Source organism: Alteromonas halophila (assembly GCF_014651815.1).
GTDB lineage: Bacteria > Pseudomonadota > Gammaproteobacteria > Enterobacterales > Alteromonadaceae > Alteromonas > Alteromonas halophila.
Window position 1 is genome coordinate 194147 of the sequence record NZ_BMXP01000001.1, and the last position, 19692, is coordinate 213838.

Here is a 19692-nt window from a genome sequence, read left to right on the forward strand (position 1 = left end):
TTTGGACGTCTAGACGTAAAGATGTTGACATCTGTTCGGCAATCGCCACAATAGGGATCTGTCTTCCCAACCACTGGAGCTGTCATGCCGATTCGCATCCCGGACCAATTGCCCGCACAAGGGGTACTACTGGGCGAAAATATCTTCACTATGGACAGTGGCCGCGCCGCGTCTCAGGACATTCGTCCGCTCGAAGTGGGAATTCTCAATCTGATGCCGAATAAAATTGCGACAGAGGTCCAGCTGCTGCGGTTACTGTCTAATACCCCGCTGCAAATTAATGTCGACCTGATACGCATTGATAACCAGGCGCCGAAAAATACGCCCCAATCGCATATGGATGCGTTTTATCACGACTTCTCCAGCGTCGCTAACAAAAAATACGATGGACTCATCATTACCGGTGCGCCACTGGCGATGCTGGACTATGAGAAGGTCAAATACTGGGACAGTATAACGGCGATTTTTGACTGGGCGCAGCGTCACGTGCAGTCGACGCTTTACCTCTGCTGGGCGGCTCACGCTGCCATGTATAAGTTTTACGGTATTACCCGTCGGTTGCTGGATAATAAGTTCTCAGGCGTTTACCCGCACCGGGTCAAATCTCCGAATAATGAGCTACTGCGCGGCTTTGATCCTGTTTTTTACGCGCCACACTCCCGCTACGGCCATATAGACGTTGCTGATTATGAAGGGGTAGACGGCCTGCATGTTGTTGCTGAATCCGATGAGGTAGGGGCATATGTGGTGGCCTCTGAGGATAAGCGAATGGTATTTGTGACGGGGCATCCCGAATATGATGCGAACACCCTGGATGAAGAGTACCGCCGTGATCTGGCCGCTAACCAGGCGCCATCAGTGCCGGTTAATTATTATCTGCATGACGATCCGGCTTCTGAAGTAATGATGCGCTGGCGCGCGCACGGCAGCCTGCTGTTTACGAACTGGCTGAACTATTATGTCTACCAGACCACACCGTTTGATTTAAGCCAGCTTGCCGCCAAGCAACACAAGGTAAGGAGCCAGCATGAGTAACACAACCCTGACACAACTTCGTGATGCCGCTGCCAAACGTGTTTTGGTGCTGGATGGCGCCATGGGCACGATGATCCAGCAGCATGCGCTCAGTGAAGATGATTACCGTGGCGAGGCGTATGCTGACTGGCACTGCGATGTGAAAGGTAACAATGATTTGCTGTCAGTCACCCAGCCGGAGCTAATCTATCAAATCCACTGTGATTATCTTGAAGCCGGTGCGGATATTATTGAAACCAATACATTCAACGCGACTACCATCGCCATGGCCGACTACGATATGCAGGCGCAGTCTGCAGACATCAACCGCGCCGCGGCACGTGTCGCCCGACGCGCTGCCGATGAATTTACGGCAAAGACACCGGACAAGCCGCGCTTTGTGGCTGGCGTGCTCGGGCCGACTAACCGGACAGCGTCCATTTCGCCGGATGTGAATGATCCCGGCAAGCGCAATGTCAGCTTCGATGAGCTGGTGACGGCCTATGCCGAGTCTGTCAATGCACTAATGGATGGCGGCGTAGACATTATCATGCTGGAAACTATTTTTGATACGCTGAATGCCAAAGCGGCAGCGTTTGCTGTTGAAACGGTGTTTGAGGAGCGGCAGACGCGTCTGCCAGTGATGGTCTCCGGCACCATTACTGATGCCTCTGGCCGCACGCTTTCCGGGCAGACCAGTGAAGCGTTCTATTATTCTATGCGGCATATCAATCCGCTGTCATTCGGGCTAAATTGTGCGCTGGGTCCCGATTTACTGCGCCAGTACGTCGAAGAATTGTCCGCGGTCAGCGAATGTCTGGTCTCAGCACACCCTAATGCCGGGCTACCTAATGAGTTTGGTGAGTACGATATGGAAGGGCCGGAAATGGCCGCGCATATTGGAGAGTGGGCCGAGTCGGGCCTGGTCAATATTGTCGGCGGCTGTTGCGGAAGTACCCCTTCTCATATCCGCGATATTGCCGACGCGGTCGCAGGTAAGGCGCCTCGTCAGGTACCGCACTTTGCACCTAAAATGCGTCTGGCCGGCCTCGAGCCGTTCGTTCACTAGGAGGTTATGTGACACAACCAATCGCCACTTTTATCAATATTGGTGAACGCACCAATGTTACCGGCTCTGCCCGCTTCAAACGGCTGATTCTCGACGGTGATTACGAAACCGCCTTAGACGTGGCGCGCCAGCAAGTCGAAAATGGCGCCCAGATCATCGACATCAACATGGATGAAGCCATGCTTGATGCCGTTGACGCGATGCAGACGTTCCTTAACCTGATCGCCTCGGAACCGGATATCTGCAAGGTGCCGGTAATGATTGACTCCTCTAAATGGGAGGTAATAGAAGCCGGGCTAAAATGTGTTCAGGGCAAGGCCATCGTAAACTCAATCAGCCTTAAGGAAGGTGAGGCGCTGTTTATTAAACAGGCCAGTCTGATTAAACGTTATGGCGCGGCGACGGTGGTCATGGCCTTCGATGAAGACGGACAGGCCGATACCAAGGCGAGAAAAGTTGAGATCTGCGAGCGTAGTTACCGCTTACTTACCCAGACCGTAGGATTTGCGCCTGAAGACATTATTTTTGACCCGAATATTTTTGCCGTGGCAACCGGGATTGAAGAGCACAATAATTACGCGGTGGATTTTATTGAAGCGACCCGGGAGATCAGGGCGCGTTGCCCACACTCCCACATCTCTGGCGGGCTGTCGAATATCTCCTTTTCCTTCCGTGGCAATAATCCGGTGCGTGAAGCCATGCACTCGGTGTTTTTGTACCATGCCATTCGGGCCGGTATGGATATGGCTATCGTCAACGCCGGGCAGCTGGAAGTGTATGATGAGATCCCGGATAAACTGCGCGACGCAGTAGAAGATGTGATCCTGAATCGTCGGGATGATGCCACTGAGCGTTTGCTGGATATTGCGCCTGAATTTCAGGGCGATGGTAAAGCCGCTGCGAAGGAAGATTTAAGCTGGCGCGAACTGGAAGTCAATAAACGACTGGAGCACGCACTGGTTAAAGGGATCACCGACTATATTATCGACGACACCGAAGCGGCCCGCCAGGCTGCAGATAAGCCGCTGCATGTCATTGAAGGGCCGCTGATGGATGGCATGAATGTCGTTGGTGACCTGTTCGGCGAAGGTAAAATGTTTTTACCGCAGGTGGTGAAATCCGCGCGCGTTATGAAAAAGGCAGTGGCCTATCTTCAGCCTTACATTGAGGCAGAAAAAAGTGATGATGCGAAAAGTAACGGCAAGATCCTGCTGGCAACAGTTAAAGGCGATGTTCATGACATCGGCAAGAACATCGTCGGCGTGGTGCTGCAGTGCAATAACTTTGAAGTTATTGATTTAGGCGTGATGGTGCCCTGCCAGACCATTCTGCAAACGGCGCTGGACGAGCAGGTGGACATGATAGGGTTATCAGGCCTGATTACGCCATCGCTGGACGAAATGGTGCATGTTGCCAAAGAAATGGAACGTCAGGACTTTGATTTACCACTGCTGATTGGTGGCGCGACGACCTCCAAAGCTCATACTGCCGTAAAAATTGAGCACAATTATCATGCGCCGGTAGCCTATGTTGCCAATGCCAGCCGTGCTGTGGGTGTTTGCCAGAAGCTGCTGAACCGTGGGTCACGTGAGATCTATGCGAAAGAACTGGAAAAAGAGTACGATAAAGTACGTCAGCAGCATGCCAGGAAGCAGCCGCGTTCACGTCCCGTTACGCTTGAAGAGGCCAGAGCCAACGCGTTTGTACCAGATTTCAGTACACCACCTCCGGTGCCCAACAAACTCGGCGTATTCCCGGTTGACGCCGATCTGGCGACACTGCGTAATTACATCGACTGGACGCCGTTTTTTCTAACCTGGTCACTGGCCGGAAAATATCCCCGTATTCTGGATGATGATGTGGTGGGTGAGCAGGCCCGCAGTCTGTTTGACGATGCCAACGCCATGCTGGACGAGGTGATAGCAAGTGGCAGCCTGACGGCCAAAGGCGTGATCGGATTGTTCGCGGCCAACCGTACGCAGGATGATATTGAGATTTATCAGGATGACTCGCGCAGTGAGGTAATTGGCGTGTCGCATCATCTGCGACAGCAGACCCTGAAAAAAGACTTTGCGAATTATTGTTTGTCTGATTTTGTGGCACCCAAAGAGAGCGGCATTGCCGATTATGTGGGCGCGTTCGCCGTTACCGGAGGCATCGGTGAGGATGCGCTTGCTGAGCATTACAAGGCGGCCGGTGATGATTATAATGCAATTATGGTGAAGGCCGTGGCGGATCGCCTGGCAGAAGCCTTTGCCGAGTACCTTCACGAACGTGTCCGGAAAGAATACTGGGGGTATGCCAATGAAGAAGCACTTAGCAATGAAGAGCTGATTCGCGAGAAATATCAGGGTATTCGTCCGGCGCCAGGCTATGCAGCCTGCCCTGAACATACAGAAAAACAGCTAATCTGGGATCTGTTGGATGCTGAGGCACATACCTCAATGACGCTGACTGAGAGTTTTGCCATGTGGCCGGGCGCGTCTGTTTCTGGCTGGTATTTCTCGCATCCTCAGTGCCGATACTTTGCGGTAGCGAAAATTCAGGATGACCAGCTACATGACTATGCACAGCGTAAAGGCTGGTCAACAGAAGAGGCGGCGCGCTGGCTTGCGCCGAATTTACAGGATGGATAAACCTTTCAGTCAGGCCTGTGAAAATAACAAGGGCCCGATATTGCAAGTGTTGCGGCGTGTGCTTGCGGATAAAAAACGGGTCCTGGAAATTGGCAGTGGCACCGGGCAGCACGCCGTGCACTTTGCCGCGAATCTGCCTCACCTAACCTGGCAGACCAGTGATCAGCGCCAGTATCATAGCGGTATTCACCAATGGCTGGCTGATGCCGGGCTGGATAACGTGCGTCCCCCGCAACTTATCACCATAGGTGAACATCGTTTGCCTGCCAACACCTTTGACGCCGTGTACAGTGCCAACACAGCGCATATTATGCAGCCCCACGAAGTGAAAGCGATGATGCAGCAGGTCGCGGCAGCGCTCCCGGAAAAGGGCGTATTTTGTCAGTATGGTCCGTTTTTACGTCAGGGTAAGTACTCCTCACAAAGTAACCGCGATTTCGATGCGTCATTGCGTGCCCAGGGATATGGTGGTTACCGCGATATTGAAGAACTTCAGAGTTGGGCCGATACCCTTATCATTGAGGAAATAAATACGATGCCAGCTAACAATCTATTGCTTATCTGGCGCAGGGTATAGGGCAGGCTATATAGCTCTTAACTATTGCTGAAAGACGCATTTGTCAGCACCTTGATCGAAGTTTTCCTTTCAAAAATCAGTCATTTTGGTATAACCAATAGTCGAAAATGATAAAAAGATCAGGCTGCTTGTCTGGGAGCCAAACTGACAGAGGCAATCCGTGGACACGACCCGGTTTGCAACGACCAAACAATAAAAATGAGTAGGCACTATGAAGTCTTTGTCCCTCCAGAAGAAATTTATGTTAATTGTGGGAGGCAGTATTGCCGTCCTGCTGTTTATTACCGCAGTGATTGCGGTCAATTACGTTGGCAGCAAAACCCGTGAGACCGTTGAACAGGATGTCGCCAGTCTGGTTGAGGTGGAAGCGCTGGCAGTAGAGAGCTTTTTTGCCGAGTACGGCGGCATTGCCAAAGCGTTTTTAAGCAGCCCGTTTATTCATGACTTCTTCTACAACCACACCCAGCGTGGCGCTGCAGAATCTGCTATCCCACAGTCACGGGATATCTATCAGTTGTTCAAAAATATCAGTGAAAATGACGAAAACATTAAGTCTGCTTTTTTTGGCTCAGCGCTGACCGGTGAATACTTTTACGAAGTTGGGCGTGTCGGTGTAGATACTGAAGGGCCCGATGCAGGTGATGCTTCCAAAGGCTATTTTGCGACGCAACGTCCCTGGTTTAATACGGCTGTGGAGACTGGCCAGATGTATGTGACCCCGCCGGCTGTAGATTCTCAGGATGGCAGTGTGTCTGCGGTGGTGCAGACGCCGGTAACACATCGGGGAAAACTGATTGGCGTAGGGGGTGTTGATATCGCGATTAGTACCGTCGGCGAGGTTGTCGACAGCATTCGCTACGAAGGTAAGGGCACGGCCTTTTTGCTCGATGACGCGCAAAATATCGTGTATTTTCCCAAGCAGGGCAAGTCGCTGCCGCTCAGCCCACCCATTGCCTCATTTGACTCAGTTTTTGAAAACTCCAGTGGCTTCGGTGAACTGGCCACGCAGATCGCTAATAATGACAAAGGCATGATACCCGTAACGTGGCGCGGTGAATCTTACATTGCTGTTTTCAGGCATGCCTCACTCGATACCCCCCAGATGAACTGGTCTCTGGGGATCCTGATTCCCGAATCACTGATCACCGATCCGATTAACGACACCATCACGACGGCTGCGGTGGCGTCGCTCATCATCATTATTATCATTGCCGGGATCACCTTTTACGCAGGCTCCAGGATCACGACACCGATTGTGAAAATGCGTGAAGCAATGGCAGAAATCGCTAGTGGGGATGGCGATCTGACCAAGCGTCTGGATATTGTAAGGGACGATGAAATCGGTGCACTGGCTGCGGAATTTAATCGCTTTACTGATAAGCTCAGGGAGTTGCTCAGGCAAACGGCCAGCCATACCCGGGCAGTGGCCGAAGCGGCGGCGCATTTACGTGATGTATCACAGGATACCAGCTCGCAAATGAAACAGGAGCGAGCTCAGGTTGACAGTGTGTCGACGGCAGTAACACAGATGGCGGCGACGGTCGTGGAAATCTCTGAAAATGCGGCTCAGTCCAGTGAAGCCGCAACCGATGCGGACAGCCGCGTAGGCGATGGCAAACGACAGGCCGAAGAGGCAATGGCCGAAATCCGCTCGCTGGCGGAATCTATCAATGAAGGGGTTGAGGTAGTGAGTGGCCTCAGTCAGGAGTCAGATAACATTGGTGCTGTGATAGATGTGATCAACGGCATTGCTGAACAAACCAACCTGCTGGCGCTGAATGCGGCTATCGAAGCGGCTCGTGCCGGTGAACAGGGCAGAGGCTTTGCGGTGGTTGCAGATGAAGTACGCTCACTCGCCAGCCGTACGCAGGACTCGACAGATGATATCCGGCGGATGGTAGAGCGCCTGCAGAATATGGCTGAGCAAACGGACAAGGTCATGTTGCAAGGCAAAGAGAAATCTCAGCGGGGTGTTGAGAAAACCGAACAGGTGGTCGCGTCGCTTGAGCAGATCAATACGTCGATTGGCACCGTGCACGCCCAAAGCCAGCAAATTGCCAAGGCCACAGAACAGCAGACTGTTGTGGCGGAAGATATCGATAAATCGCTGGTTACCATTACCGGCCTGAGTGACACAACCAGCCAGCATGCAGAAGAACTCGCCGCAGAGGCGACCCAGTTAAGTGGCGTATCAGCGGAACTGCGCGAGCTGGTGAATCAGTTTAAAATCTAGCGGATTATATAGTCTAAAACTAAGGCCCACCCAGGTGGGCCTTTTCTTGTTTGCAGCGTGTGTCGTGGCCCAGCGCGTGTCGTGGCCCAGCGCGTTGCAACTGCCTGCCATTACAGGCACGCCGTAAACCCGTTCCCGCGTCGAATCGAAGAAACACGTCATTGCGGCGAAGGCCGCAACCTCCCGAATAGCCAGACTGACTTGAAATCGACCTTCTCACTCGCGGTACCAAATAATAGCTTCCCAGTAATTGCAGCCCCACGAGTAACAGGAGGAGGTCCTGGCTTTCGCCAGGATGACGATTCTCTCTGTTGCCAGCCAGTCACACCGCCCTTGCATCATCCAAACAGTAAAGCGTGGGCCTTTTTCGTTTGCAGCGTATGGCGTAGTCCAGCGCATTGCAACTTCCCGCCATTACAGGCACCCCGTAAGCCCGTCTCCGCGTCGAATCGAAGAAACACGTCATTGCGGCGAAGGTCGCAACCTCCCGAATAGCCAGACTGATCTGCAATCGACCTTTTTCGTTCCTATAACGGCTGGATATCTGAGACTGAGACTGCGGTTGCCAGGCGTCGCTGGATAACGCTTCGCATTAAGGTGGAGAGCTCCCTAAACACAGAGCGTGCAGGTGAGGTGTTTCGCCAGGCAAGCATATGCTGGCGCACGATTGGCATATCCAGTATTTCACAGACATGCAGGGCTTCGGGATCATGCAGCTCTGAATGCACATAAAGTCCAGGCAAAAACGCCATCCCCATGCCCATTACTACCATTTGCCGGAGCGTGTCCAGACTGGTGCCTTCATAGTCTCTGTCAATGACCGCGCCAATGCGGGCGCACACATCCTGCACCTGATAATGAAAATGGTGCCGGTCTTCCAGGGTCAGCACTTTTTCTCCGCGAATCGCATCCGGACTGACGAAGGTTTCGCCTGCCAGCGGATGTTCAGCCGGGATAACAAATTTCAGAGGTTCGAGAAACAGCGGCTGGACCTGGATTTGTGAATCCTTGCTGGACAGCGGAGACAGGATCAGATCAAAATCGCCGGACATCAGTCCTTCCTGAAGTTGTTTTGGCGCGGCTTCACGAACGTAAAACTTCAGTCCTGGTCTGGCTTTGTGAATATCCGGCAGGATATGCGGTAACAGATAAGGCCCAAGCGTAGGCGGGATCCCAAGCCGGTAGGTGGTTTTTTCGCCTTCTGACAGAGCCTGCGACATCTCGGTAAACTCCATCACCGCCTTTAGCACTTCTTCAGCATAGTCGAGCAGCGTTTTACCCTGCGCAGAGAGCAGGGTACCGGAGCGGGAGCGCTCAAACAGTGTGAGACCCAGTCCTGTTTCCAGCGCACTGATTTGACTGGTCAGGGTGGGTTGGCTGACACCAAGCACTTGTGCAGCACGCCGGAAGTTAAGGTGTCTGGCCACAGTGACAAAATAACGCAACTGTTTTACTGAGGGCTGCTTGCTGTCGCCTTGCATGAATGTCCTTAATTGTCGGTTTATACAGAGATGCTGATAGTAAAAAGCTATGGCGAAATAGTCTATCATATTATTGAACTATCAGAGGTCTTGGGATGTTAAAAGGTATAACGTTCAGGCGGTTTTAGGGTGTAAGTGCGTCGGGCTTGTCAGTCATACCTGGCAAGTTGCTGTATATTTGAGCAATTATTAGACGTGAATTTTCAACTGTTAGTCGCGGCGTAATCGATTTATGGCTATCACCTGTGTGATATGTGATAGCTTTCATCTATCTTGAGGTGCCTTGTTTTTCTATAAAGCCATTCGTTAATGTCATGTGAATACAACTAATTACCATCATACTTGTAGGAGATAACTATGAGACACCTGATCAAAGGGGTAGAAAAATTCCAGCGCGAAGTCTATCCCGAGAAGAAAGCAACGTTTCAGAAACTGGCGAATGGACAGAATCCCGAAGTCCTTTTCATTACTTGTTCTGATTCACGTATCGACCCTAATCTGGTTACTCAAACCGATCCGGGCGAGCTTTTTATCTGCCGCAACGCCGGAAACATCGTGCCTCCGCACAGTAACCAGACCGGCGGCATGACAGCTTCAATCGAATTCGCGGTAGCGGCACTGGGTGTTCAGCATATCGTTATCTGTGGTCACACCGACTGCGGCGCAATGAAAGGGGCACTAAACCCTGAAGGACTGGACAGCCTGCCGCATGTTAAAGAATGGCTGGGTCACTGCCGTTCTGCTACCGAAGTGGTAAAAGAACGTTGTGGCAAGCTGTCTGCTGACGAACTGGAAGAGGTCACCAAAGAAAACGTACTGCAGCAATTGCAACATCTGCGCACTCATCCGGCGGTTGCGTCGAAGATCGCCACTGGTCAGGTGATACTGCATGGCTGGGTGTATAACATCGAAAAAGGCGATGTCCTTTGTTACGACGATGAAACCGGTAAATTCGAAACCATGGATGATGCCTACGCTGAATCCAGTACGAGTGCGTAACGCATCAGTCTCAGAGGACGTGTTACATGAAGTTAGATTTAAGTAATATGCGTGGTGACATTACCGGTGGTATTACCGCCGGTATTGTTGCCTTGCCACTGGCGCTGGCATTTGGTGTGGCGTCTGGGCTTGGCCCCATTGCGGGCATGTACGGCGCGATCGCCGTTGGTTTTTTTGCTTCACTGTTTGGCGGCACACCGTCACAGATATCCGGACCCACGGGACCAATGGTGGTGGTACTGGCAGGTCTGTTCGCAAGCTTGTCGGGCAGTGCCACACTTATTTTTACTGCCGTCATACTCGCAGGGGTGGTGCAGATAGTCATGGGGGCCCTCAAGCTCGGTGACTATATCCGGTTGGTGCCATATCCGGTGATATCCGGCTTTATGAGTGGTATCGGGGTTATCATTATCTCTCTGCAGTTGGTGGTGTTACTGGGTGATCCCTCGCCAAGCAGCACGATTGGCGCCATTAATGCGATGCCTGAAGCGATTGCGGGTATCAATCCTTACACTATCGGTCTCGGGCTGCTAACACTGGTTATCGCCTATAAATGGCCTGCTTCACTGACAAAATATGTGCCTAGTACATTGGCGGCACTGATTATCGGTACCATAGCAAGCTTAGCGCTGGTTAGCTTTGCAGGTGCAACCGTTCCCATCTTGGGTCAGATCCCTACTGGGCTACCAAGTCTGATCATGCCTGAATTCACCAAAGACAGTATTATGCTGGTGGTTGAAGCTGCCGTTATCCTGGCGGTACTGGGGGCCATTGACAGTTTGCTGACATCGTTGGTGGCAGACAATATGACCAGAACGCGCCATGACAGTAATCAGGAACTGATCGGTCAGGGTGTGGGTAACACGGTTGCAGGTTTCATCGGTGGTATTGCCGGCGCAGGTGCGACCATGCGGACCTTCGTAAATATCCGTTCAGGCGGACGTTACAAGATATCCGGTATGGTACACGCGCTGTTATTACTGGCCATCGTGCTGGGTCTTGGCGGTTTGGCATCACATATTCCACATGCCGTATTGGGTGGGATCCTGGTGAAAGCTGGTGCAGACATTATCGACTGGAGCTATATCCGCCGTGCCCACCGTGGGCCACGCTTCGACCTGTTAATTATGGCAGTGGTACTGGGCATGACGGTGTTTGTCGACCTGATCCAGGCGGTTGGCGTGGGTGTTGTGCTTGCAGCACTGGCGTACGTGAAGCAGGTTGCGGCAACGCAGCTGGATCAACTACGCAAAATGCCAGAGCACCTGGATAACGAAGAGGAAGCAGAGCTGCTGAAAAAAGCCGAAGGGAAAGTGGCCGTGTTTGACTTTGGTAGTCCGCTTTCTTTTGGTGCCGCGGCCGACGTTGGGCACCATGTAAGGCAAAATGCAAAGCGTACAACTCAGGTGCTTATCCTCGACTTTGAGCGCGTACCCTTCATGGATGTTTCTGCTGCCCGGGCCGTAGAGACAATAGCCACAGATGCAGTAGCTGCCGGAAGGGTACTGTTGCTGTCGTCGGTGAAGGATAATGTAGCCAATGTACTTAAAGGGTTGGGCGCCGATGCACACCTTACTGACCGCGCATTTTTCAAAAACCGCTATGATGCCCTTCTGGAGGCGGTGAAACTTGCCGAAGAGAAGAGTAGTGAAGGCGGAGCGCCCGGTGGACCTGGCGATAATGTGCCTGGCACTGCATAAACAGTAAGTGTTACCCGACAGGGTATTATGAAGACAAAAAAACCGACTACGCCTGTAGTTGGTTTTTTATTTTCGCCGGGCTAATATTTCAAATATGGTCCGGTCTGAAAAAGGAGGGGCAGGTCAGCCCCTCTCAGGTTTACCAGATACGAACCCGCTCTTCCGGGGCCAGATAAAGATCATCGTCCTTGGTCACATCAAACGCCTCATACCAGGCATCATGGTTACGCGGAGCAAGTGCCCGGTAACGCCCTGGTGCATGAGTGCCCGCACGTAGCTGGTTCAGCATGCTTTGCTCGGTACGCTTTTCCTTCCATACCTGTGCCCAGGCTAAAAAGAAGCGCTGATCCCCGGTGAGACCGTCAATGACCGGGGCTTCCTTTCCGTCCAGGCTCAGCTGATAGGCGTGATAGGCCATGGCCAGACCGCCCACATCACCGATATTTTCACCCAGGCTGTTACGGCCATTCACAAAGTTGCCTTCGATAGGCTCATACTCGCTGTACTGGGCGGCAAGCTTGTCTGCTTTCTTCTCGAAGGCTTCGCGATCGGCATCCGTCCACCAGTTGCGCTGAATACCTTTGGCATCTGACTTTGAGCCCTGATCGTCAAAGCCGTGGCCCATTTCGTGGCCAATGACTGCGCCGATAGCGCCATAGTTGACGGCCGGATCGGCGTTAGGATCAAAGAAAGGCGGTTGTAAAATCGCAGCCGGAAACACAATTTCATTGAATGAGCTGTTGTAGTAGGCATTGACCCGTTGCGGTGTCATACCCCAGCGCTCGCGATCAGTCTTTTCAAGCTCACGCTCGACATCCTGCTGCTGGAAGAACTGGCGCAGGTTTCGTACGTTCTGTACCAGATTGTTTTCATCAACGTTCAGACCTGCAAAGCCCTGCCACTCGTCCGGATACCCAATTTTAGGGCGAAAGGCTTCAAGCTTTTCAAGCGCGTTCTTCTTGGTTTCTTCGCTCATCCAGTCCAGATCACTGATACGCTGGCGCAGCGCGGTACGCAGGTTTTCTACCAGCTCACTCATCTGTTGCTTGGAGCTTTCCGGAAAGTATTCATCCACATAGATTTTGCCAATGGCAAAGCCCAGTGACTCGGTCCCGGCCATTTGGTTTACCGCACGTTTCCAGCGAGGTTTTGGCTCCTGCTGACCACTGAGCGTCCGGCCGTAAAAGTCGAAGTTGGCCTGGTAAATATTTTCTGCCAGCAAATCGGCATTGTTACTGATGGTGTGATACGTCATGTAGGACTTCCAGTCCTGCAACGAGGCATCGTTAATAATGCTGATTAGGTCGCGCACCGGCTCAGGCTGAGTAATGTTCAGACTGGGTACTTTCAGGCCGCTTGGCTCAAAAAACGCATCCCAGTCGAAATCAGGATATTGCTCACTCAGCTTGTCACGTTCAATCTGATTAAGGGTGAGGTCACGATCGCGACGCTTTTCACGAGGCCATTGTATTTCAGCAATACGGGTTTCCAGGGCCATAATGGCCTGTGCTTTCTCTGCTGCTTTATCTTCACCGGCAAGACTGAGCATTTCCTCGATATGGGCCACATAGGCATCGCGAATTTTCGCGAAGCGCTCGGTGTCATTCAGATAGTAATCTCTGTCAGGTAATCCGAGGCCGGCAACACCGACGTTGACCTGGTACTCATTGGGGTCGAGGCGGTTATACCATAACCCTGACCACAGCGGGCTGATAGAATCGGTCAGCCAGGCGTTACCAAATGCGGAAGCAAGTGCGCTGGTGTCGTCGATACTGTCAATGTCGCTCAGTACGTCTTTAATAGGTGCAACGCCTTTCTCATTGATGGTCTTTGTATCCATATAGGACTGATAGAAATCATATACCAGCTTCTCTTCGGCATTCAGTTCATCTTTGCTCATCAGATCATCAATAATGGCTTTAACCTGTTCTTCACTGCGTTCGGCCAGTGCAGAAAATGCGCCGTAGCGGGTTTTGTCAGCCGGCAGCTCATAGTTGTCGTACCAGTTACCACTGGCGTACATAAAGAAATCATCGCCCGGATCGACAGACTCGTCTCTGGCAGATAAATCGACACCAAAGCTTCCCAGCTCTGCATTGCCCTTATCGACAGACGCGGTATCCGCGCTTTGTTTACTGGCGGACGCCGACTCGGACGTCGACGCAGGTGTCTCGGCCTTCTGACAGCCGCTGACACCCAGTGAGGCGGCAATAACTGCAGCCAGAATAGAGTATTTCATAGGTATTTCCCTTGTTGTTGGGTATCAGGCCGGGGGCGCTGATACCTTTATGGTTTTAAGGTTTGGGGTAAAGTTACTGTTAAACGGTAAAACATCTCGTGCCTGATTAAAATAATCAATGATCGCAATACGCTCTCTGCCAAGAAAATCATCAACGGCATGATGAAACGGACGCGCGAACAGCCGGTGAAGTGAGTAGCAATACACCGGTTCAAAGCCACGCAGAATTTTATGTTCACCCTGCGTGCCGGGATTAAACAGCGGAATCTGCCGGTCGATAGCAAACGCAATACCACAGGTATAGCAGCAGGCGAAGTGCAGGCCGTCTACGTCTTTCAGTGCGCCCCAGTAGCGTCCGTACAGACCGTTCTCGTCGTAGAAGTACAGCGCACTGGCAATATCCTCACCCTGCTGTCGGGCGACTACCAGCATAATCTTATCGCGCATGGCGCGAAAAATATGGTAGAAAAAGTCGGCAGACAGGTAACCGCTGTGCCCGCTTCGCTTAAGGTACGTTTGCTGGTAGCAGCGAATGAAAAAGGCAATATGTGCATCGCTAATCTCATCCGCTGTGAGGGTATGCAATTCGACCTGCTGTTCGGTCAGCTGCCGCTGCGCTTTGTTCAGGCTCTTTCTTTTTCGTGACGTCAAAGCGCTGAGAAAATCATCCATACTCTCATACGCATAATTGTGCCACTGGAACTGCACACTCAACCTGGCAAGATATCCGTGCGCTTTATAATCATCGGGTTTATCGTCTGAAAATAAAATGTGAGTGGATGAGTAACCCTGGTTCTCGAGACCTGCAAGTGCCTGAACAGCATGCTGCGTAATGAGCGTCCGGTCAGCGCCGTCTGCAAGGAGCAAACGCGCACCGCTGACCGGTGTAAAGGGAATGGCGCTAACCCATTTAGGATAGTAGGCCATGTTATGCTGGTAGTAGGCATTCGCCCACGCATGGTCAAAAACATATTCACCATAACTGTCGTATTTCAGATAGCCAGGCATCGCTGCCACCATCTGTCCATCCTGCTCAATAATCAGATGATGGGGTTGCCAGGCGGTCTGACCGCCCACACATCCTGATACTTCAAGGGCGAGCAGAAACCGGTGATCCAGAAATGGGATGGCGTTGTGCGTCAGCTGGTCCCATGTGGCGGCCGGAATGTCTGAAAGCTGTGAGATAAACCGTGTGGTTATGTTCATGGTGTCAGCAGTTACTTCGGTGAGTTGTCATGAGGGTGCGTCTCGCATCACAGGCATAGCAATAGTGAAAAGTGAGAAAGTTCGTTAATCAGCGTCTTTTAAGTAAGGTTACCATGTCAGAGTTTGATAGAAACGTCATCATCGATACGATCACCCGCATGCTGGCGCGGCGAGAGCACAGCGTACTGGAAATTGAGCAAAAGCTCAGACAAAAAGGGGTGCCTGAATCCGACTTTATGCCGGTTGTGCAGGAGTTTGTCGACAATGATATTCAGAGCAACCTGCGTTACGCCGAAGCCCGCACTCGTGCCATGGCATCGCGCGGCTCCGGTCCGGTAAAAATTCGCGGTGATTTGCGCCAGCGTGGTGTGGATGAGGCGGATATTGAACGTGCCCTTGATGAAGCAGACGTGGACTGGTACCAGTTGGCGTTTGAGGTGAAGTGCAAAAAGTACGGGGGTGCGCTTGCACAGGACTATGCTCAGCGAATGAAGCAGATGCAGTTTTTAAAATACCGGGGGTTTGCGATGGTGCATATTGAGTACGCGGTGCAGGGCGACTAAATTTTCGCGGCCTTGCTTAACAAGGCTTCGCGTTCCGTGGTATCTTTGCCCGCACTGGTGTGCGCGAAACGCCATCTGTTCTCTTTTTTTACGGCTTAACGATTAACCAGAATAGGAAGTTAGAATTTCAATGACTCTATCAACTGCTGACCTTCGCCAGAAATTCTTCGATTATTACAAAAGTCACGGCCATCAGGTGGTGGCAAGCTCGTCTTTGGTGCCAGCAGATGATCCCACGCTTCTTTTCACCAATGCGGGCATGAACCAGTTTAAAGACTTGCTGCTGGGTACAGAGAAACGAAGCTATACACGTGCAGTGTCGGCGCAACGGTGTGTGCGCGCCGGCGGAAAACATAATGACCTGGAAAATGTGGGCTACACGGCACGCCATCACACTTTTTTCGAAATGCTGGGTAACTTCAGTTTTGGTGATTACTTTAAAAAAGAAGCCATTGAGTTTTCCTGGACATTTTTAACCCGGGAGCTGGGCCTGCCGAAAGAAAAGTTACTGGTAACGGTATACACAGAAGACGATGAGGCCTTTGATATCTGGGAAAACCATATTGGTGTTCCGAAAGAAAAAATTATTCGCATCAGTACCTCTGACAACTTCTGGTCGATGGGGGATACTGGTCCCTGCGGTCCCTGTTCAGAAATCTTCTACGACCATGGCGAGCATATCTGGGGTGGCCCGCCGGGCACGCCCGAAGAAGACGGCGACCGCTTTATCGAAATCTGGAACCTGGTCTTCATGCAATACAACAAGCAGGCAGACGGGTCTATGGAGGCACTGCCTCAAAAGTCTATTGATACGGGTATGGGCCTGGAGCGCATTGCGGCGATATTGCAGGATGTGCACAGTAACTACGAGATTGATCTGTTCCAGAATCTGATTAAATCGGCGGCTGATGTTGTCGGCACGACCGATCTGGAAAACAAATCGCTGCGGGTCATTGCCGATCACATCCGCTCTTGCAGCTTTCTGATTTGCGACGGGGTGATGCCATCGAATGAAGGCCGGGGTTATGTACTGCGTCGCATTATTCGCCGGGCAGTACGGCATGGCTACAAACTGGGTGCCAGTGATATTTTCTTTTACAAACTGGTGTCTGCGCTGGCAAAAGAAATGGGCAATGCCTATCCGGAGCTGGTGGATCAGCAGCCCGTGGTCGAGAAAGTGCTGCGCGTCGAAGAAGAACAGTTCAGCAAAACACTGTCTCGCGGCATGGCTATGTTAAATGATGCACTAACGTCACTGGAAGACGACACAATTCCGGGTGATGTTGTATTTAAACTATATGATACCTACGGCTTTCCGGTTGATCTGACTAACGACGTGGCCCGCGAGCATGACCTGAAAATTGATATCGACGGCTTTGACAGTGAAATGGCCAAGCAGCGCGAACGTGCTCAGAAAGCCAGCAATTTCGGCGCTGACTACAATGCACGTTTGAACACAAACGCGACATCCACGTTCACCGGCTATACCGAGACGGCAGGTGAAGCAAATGTAGTGGAGCTGATTGCCGATGATGCCTTCACCGATGTGATTACAGATGGTCAGGACGGCGTTGTTATCCTGGATGCTACGCCTTTTTACGCGGAAGCCGGTGGTCAGGTTGGCGACAGTGGTGTGCTCAATGTCGCTGGTGGTGAATTTGTCGTAACTGATACTCAGAAAATGGGCAATGCGTTTGCACACTTCGGTAAGGCCAGCGGTACCATCAAAAAAGGCGACAAAGCCACCGTTACCATTAATGCCGAAAACCGTGAAGCAATTAAGAAAAATCACAGTGCTACTCACCTGTTGCATGCCACGCTGCGAGAGGTGCTGGGCGATCATGTTGCGCAGAAAGGGTCGCTGGTCGAAGCCCAGCGTATGCGGTTCGATTTCTCACACTTTGAGGCACTAACAAGTGAACAGATTGAGCAAATCGAACGTCGGGTCAATGAAGAAATCCGCGCAAACCATGCACTTACCACACAGGTTATGGGTCTGGAAGAGGCCAAAGAAGCCGGCGCCATGGCATTATTCGGTGAGAAATATGACGACGAAGTCAGAGTGGTCACCATGGGGCCGTTCTCTGTTGAGCTTTGCGGCGGTACACACGTGGCGCGGACTGGCGATATCGGCCTGTTTAAAATTATTGGCGAAAACGGTATTGCCTCCGGCGTGCGTCGTATTGATGCGGTAACGGGTGAAGAAGCGCTGAAGGTCGTGCAACAACAACAGGCGATGCTAAACCGGATTGCGGGCAGCCTGAAAACGGATGTGAATACCATTGTAGAGCGTATTAGCGCCCTGCAGCAGCAAAGTAAAGACCTGGATAAAGCATTAAGTGCGGCCAAACAAAAGCTGGCCAGCCAGCAGGGCGCAGACTTACTGGCCCAGGCTGAGGAAATTAACGGCACTAAGGTACTGGTTGCAAAGCTGGATGGCGTAGAGCCCAAAGCGTTGCGAGGAATGCTGGACGACATAAAGAACCGAATGGGGGATGGTGTCGTAGTACTGGGTATAGCAGGGACTGAAAAGGTCAACCTGATTGCTGGCGTGACCAAATCGCTAACCGCAAAGGTGAAAGCCGGCGATCTGGTGAATCATGTCGCTGCGCAGGTTGGCGGAAAAGGCGGTGGTCGCCCTGATATGGCACAGGCAGGCGGTGATAAGCCACAACTCCTGGATTCTGCGTTAGATTCCGTTAACGGCTATTTAGCAGATAAGCTATAATCAGCAAAAGTATACAGTGCGTTTTTGAAGTGACACAAAAACAGGGAATCACTGTTGCAATAACGGGGTCGTGCCTGTGATTGCATTGGATGGTAAGGGACAGATAAAGGAACAGGAGCAAGCGAATGCTTATATTGACTCGTCGTGTTGGTGAGACATTAATGGTTGGCGATGAAGTCACCGTTACTGTTCTCGGTGTTAAAGGAAACCAGGTGCGCATAGGCGTGAATGCACCTAAAGAGGTGTCTGTGCATCGCGAAGAAATCTATATGCGGATACAGGCTGAAAAAGGCGGACAGCCGGATACAGCTGAAAAAGAGTAATCTGAAAGGCCAGCATTTATGCTGGCCTTTTTATTTTCTGTGTCTGTGAGAGTTGTGCATAGCGTGCCCGCTTAAAATTAGATCCTTCCCAGAAGATAATGGTTTTTGTACAATTTGTTTAAAATGTCTGCAGGCGCACGGGTTTTCCCGAAAAAAGGTTTGACTCCTCACAGTGAATCCGTAAAATGCGCAGCACTTACGGAGAGGTGGGTGAGTGGCTGAAACCAGTTCCCTGCTAAGGAACCATACGCATTACGCGTATCGAGGGTTCGAATCCCTCCCTCTCCGCCATTTTTCGTTGGGTGTGGCGGCCAACAACAAGTTACGCGTGTGTAGCTCAGCTGGATAGAGTACCTGGCTACGAACCAGGCGGTCGGAGGTTCGAATCCTTCCACACGCGCCACAATTTAATTCGCCACCATTTACGCAAGTAAATGACATCGCTTTACGCGTGTGTAGCTCAGCTGGATAGAGTACCTGGCTACGAACCAGGCGGTCGGAGGTTCGAATCCTTCCACACGCGCCATATAAGAAAACCCACCTCTTGGTGGGTTTTTTTATATCTTGTGGTTGGGTGAGAACCGATACGAGGTTCGACACCATCGCCGGGAGCGATGGTGAACGCGCTTTAGCGCGGCCCCGCAGGGGCGAGGGCAGGATTGCCCGAGTAATCCTTCCACACGCGCCACATCAAAAGGCTCACCATCAGGTGAGCCTTTTTTCGTTTGCAGCGTGTGATTTAGCTCAGGGCGTTGCACCTGCCTGCCATTACAGGCACGCCGTAAACCCGTCCCTGGGGGCTCCGCTGCCGCTTCCCTGCGGCAGAGGGCCTGAAATGCCAGCCAGTCACACCGCCCTTGCATCACTTAAGCATTAAAATGCTGGCCTTTTTCGTTTGCAGCGGGTGATTTAGCTCAGGGCGTC

At 51.8% G+C, this 19692-nt stretch carries 13 protein-coding genes and 3 tRNA genes; 13 read left to right on the top strand and 3 right to left on the bottom strand.

From position 1 onward, the window contains the following. The first annotated feature begins 84 nt into the window (after positions 1-84). The 5 genes from IE054_RS00945 (at position 85) to IE054_RS00965 (ending at position 7529) form a co-directional block, all read left to right on the top strand. Positions 85-1035: a homoserine O-succinyltransferase gene (locus IE054_RS00945; RefSeq protein WP_189403218.1), complete on the top strand. Its 951-nt coding sequence runs from the start codon at positions 85-87 to the stop codon at positions 1033-1035. After that, a complete protein-coding gene (locus IE054_RS00950; RefSeq protein WP_189403219.1) occupies positions 1028-2083 on the top strand; it encodes a homocysteine S-methyltransferase family protein in 1056 nt (351 codons plus the stop codon). Before IE054_RS00945 ends, IE054_RS00950 begins: the two co-directional genes overlap by 8 nt. Positions 2084-2091: 8 nt before the next feature. Further along, complete coding sequence (metH, locus tag IE054_RS00955) at positions 2092-4719, top strand: methionine synthase (protein ID WP_189403220.1); 2628 nt, start codon at positions 2092-2094, stop codon at positions 4717-4719. Then, complete coding sequence (locus IE054_RS00960; RefSeq protein ID WP_189403221.1) at positions 4712-5296, top strand: DUF938 domain-containing protein; 585 nt, start codon at positions 4712-4714, stop codon at positions 5294-5296. The genes metH and IE054_RS00960 overlap by 8 nt, the downstream gene beginning before the upstream one ends. A gap of 211 nt (positions 5297-5507) precedes the next feature. Continuing rightward, positions 5508-7529 carry a methyl-accepting chemotaxis protein gene (locus IE054_RS00965; RefSeq protein WP_189403222.1) on the top strand — a complete coding sequence of 674 codons (2022 nt, stop codon included), beginning with the start codon at positions 5508-5510 and terminating at the stop codon, positions 7527-7529. 527 nt (positions 7530-8056) lie between these two features. Here the strand turns inward: IE054_RS00965 and IE054_RS00970 are convergent. Then, positions 8057-9010 (bottom strand): hydrogen peroxide-inducible genes activator, encoded by a 954-nt coding sequence (locus IE054_RS00970; protein WP_189403223.1) that lies wholly within the window; start codon positions 9008-9010, stop codon positions 8057-8059. Positions 9011-9367: 357 nt separating this feature from the next. Between IE054_RS00970 and IE054_RS00975 the strand changes: the two genes are divergently transcribed. Together IE054_RS00975 and IE054_RS00980 are read left to right on the top strand one after the other, a co-directional pair. After that, on the top strand, positions 9368-10009 hold the full coding sequence (locus tag IE054_RS00975) for a carbonic anhydrase (protein WP_189403224.1): 642 nt from the start codon (positions 9368-9370) through the stop codon (positions 10007-10009). Between the two features lie 26 nt (positions 10010-10035). Continuing rightward, on the top strand, positions 10036-11709 hold the full coding sequence (locus tag IE054_RS00980) for a SulP family inorganic anion transporter (protein ID WP_189403225.1): 1674 nt from the start codon (positions 10036-10038) through the stop codon (positions 11707-11709). 139 nt (positions 11710-11848) lie between these two features. Here the strand turns inward: IE054_RS00980 and IE054_RS00985 are convergent, their stop codons facing one another. Both IE054_RS00985 and IE054_RS00990 read right to left on the bottom strand, forming a co-directional pair. Next, positions 11849-13948: a M13 family metallopeptidase gene (locus IE054_RS00985; RefSeq protein ID WP_189403226.1), complete on the bottom strand. Its 2100-nt coding sequence runs from the start codon at positions 13946-13948 to the stop codon at positions 11849-11851. Positions 13949-13972: 24 nt separating this feature from the next. Continuing rightward, positions 13973-15154, bottom strand: a complete 1182-nt coding sequence (locus tag IE054_RS00990; protein WP_189403227.1) for a GNAT family N-acetyltransferase — start codon at positions 15152-15154, stop codon at positions 13973-13975. Between the two features lie 113 nt (positions 15155-15267). Between IE054_RS00990 and IE054_RS00995 the strand changes: the two genes are divergently transcribed. The 6 genes from IE054_RS00995 (at position 15268) to IE054_RS01020 (ending at position 19294) form a co-directional block, all read left to right on the top strand. Then, positions 15268-15717: a regulatory protein RecX gene (locus IE054_RS00995; RefSeq protein ID WP_189403228.1), complete on the top strand. Its 450-nt coding sequence runs from the start codon at positions 15268-15270 to the stop codon at positions 15715-15717. A gap of 130 nt (positions 15718-15847) precedes the next feature. Further along, positions 15848-18445, top strand: coding sequence for an alanine--tRNA ligase (alaS, locus tag IE054_RS01000; protein WP_189403229.1), 2598 nt, complete (start codon positions 15848-15850; stop codon positions 18443-18445). A gap of 125 nt (positions 18446-18570) precedes the next feature. Beyond that, complete coding sequence (gene csrA, locus IE054_RS01005) at positions 18571-18768, top strand: carbon storage regulator CsrA (RefSeq protein ID WP_189403230.1); 198 nt, start codon at positions 18571-18573, stop codon at positions 18766-18768. A gap of 200 nt (positions 18769-18968) precedes the next feature. Then, positions 18969-19059, top strand: a tRNA-Ser gene (locus tag IE054_RS01010). 35 nt (positions 19060-19094) lie between these two features. Further along, positions 19095-19171, top strand: a tRNA-Arg gene (locus tag IE054_RS01015). Between the two features lie 46 nt (positions 19172-19217). Beyond that, a tRNA-Arg gene (locus IE054_RS01020) sits at positions 19218-19294 on the top strand. Positions 19295-19692 lie beyond the last annotated feature (398 nt).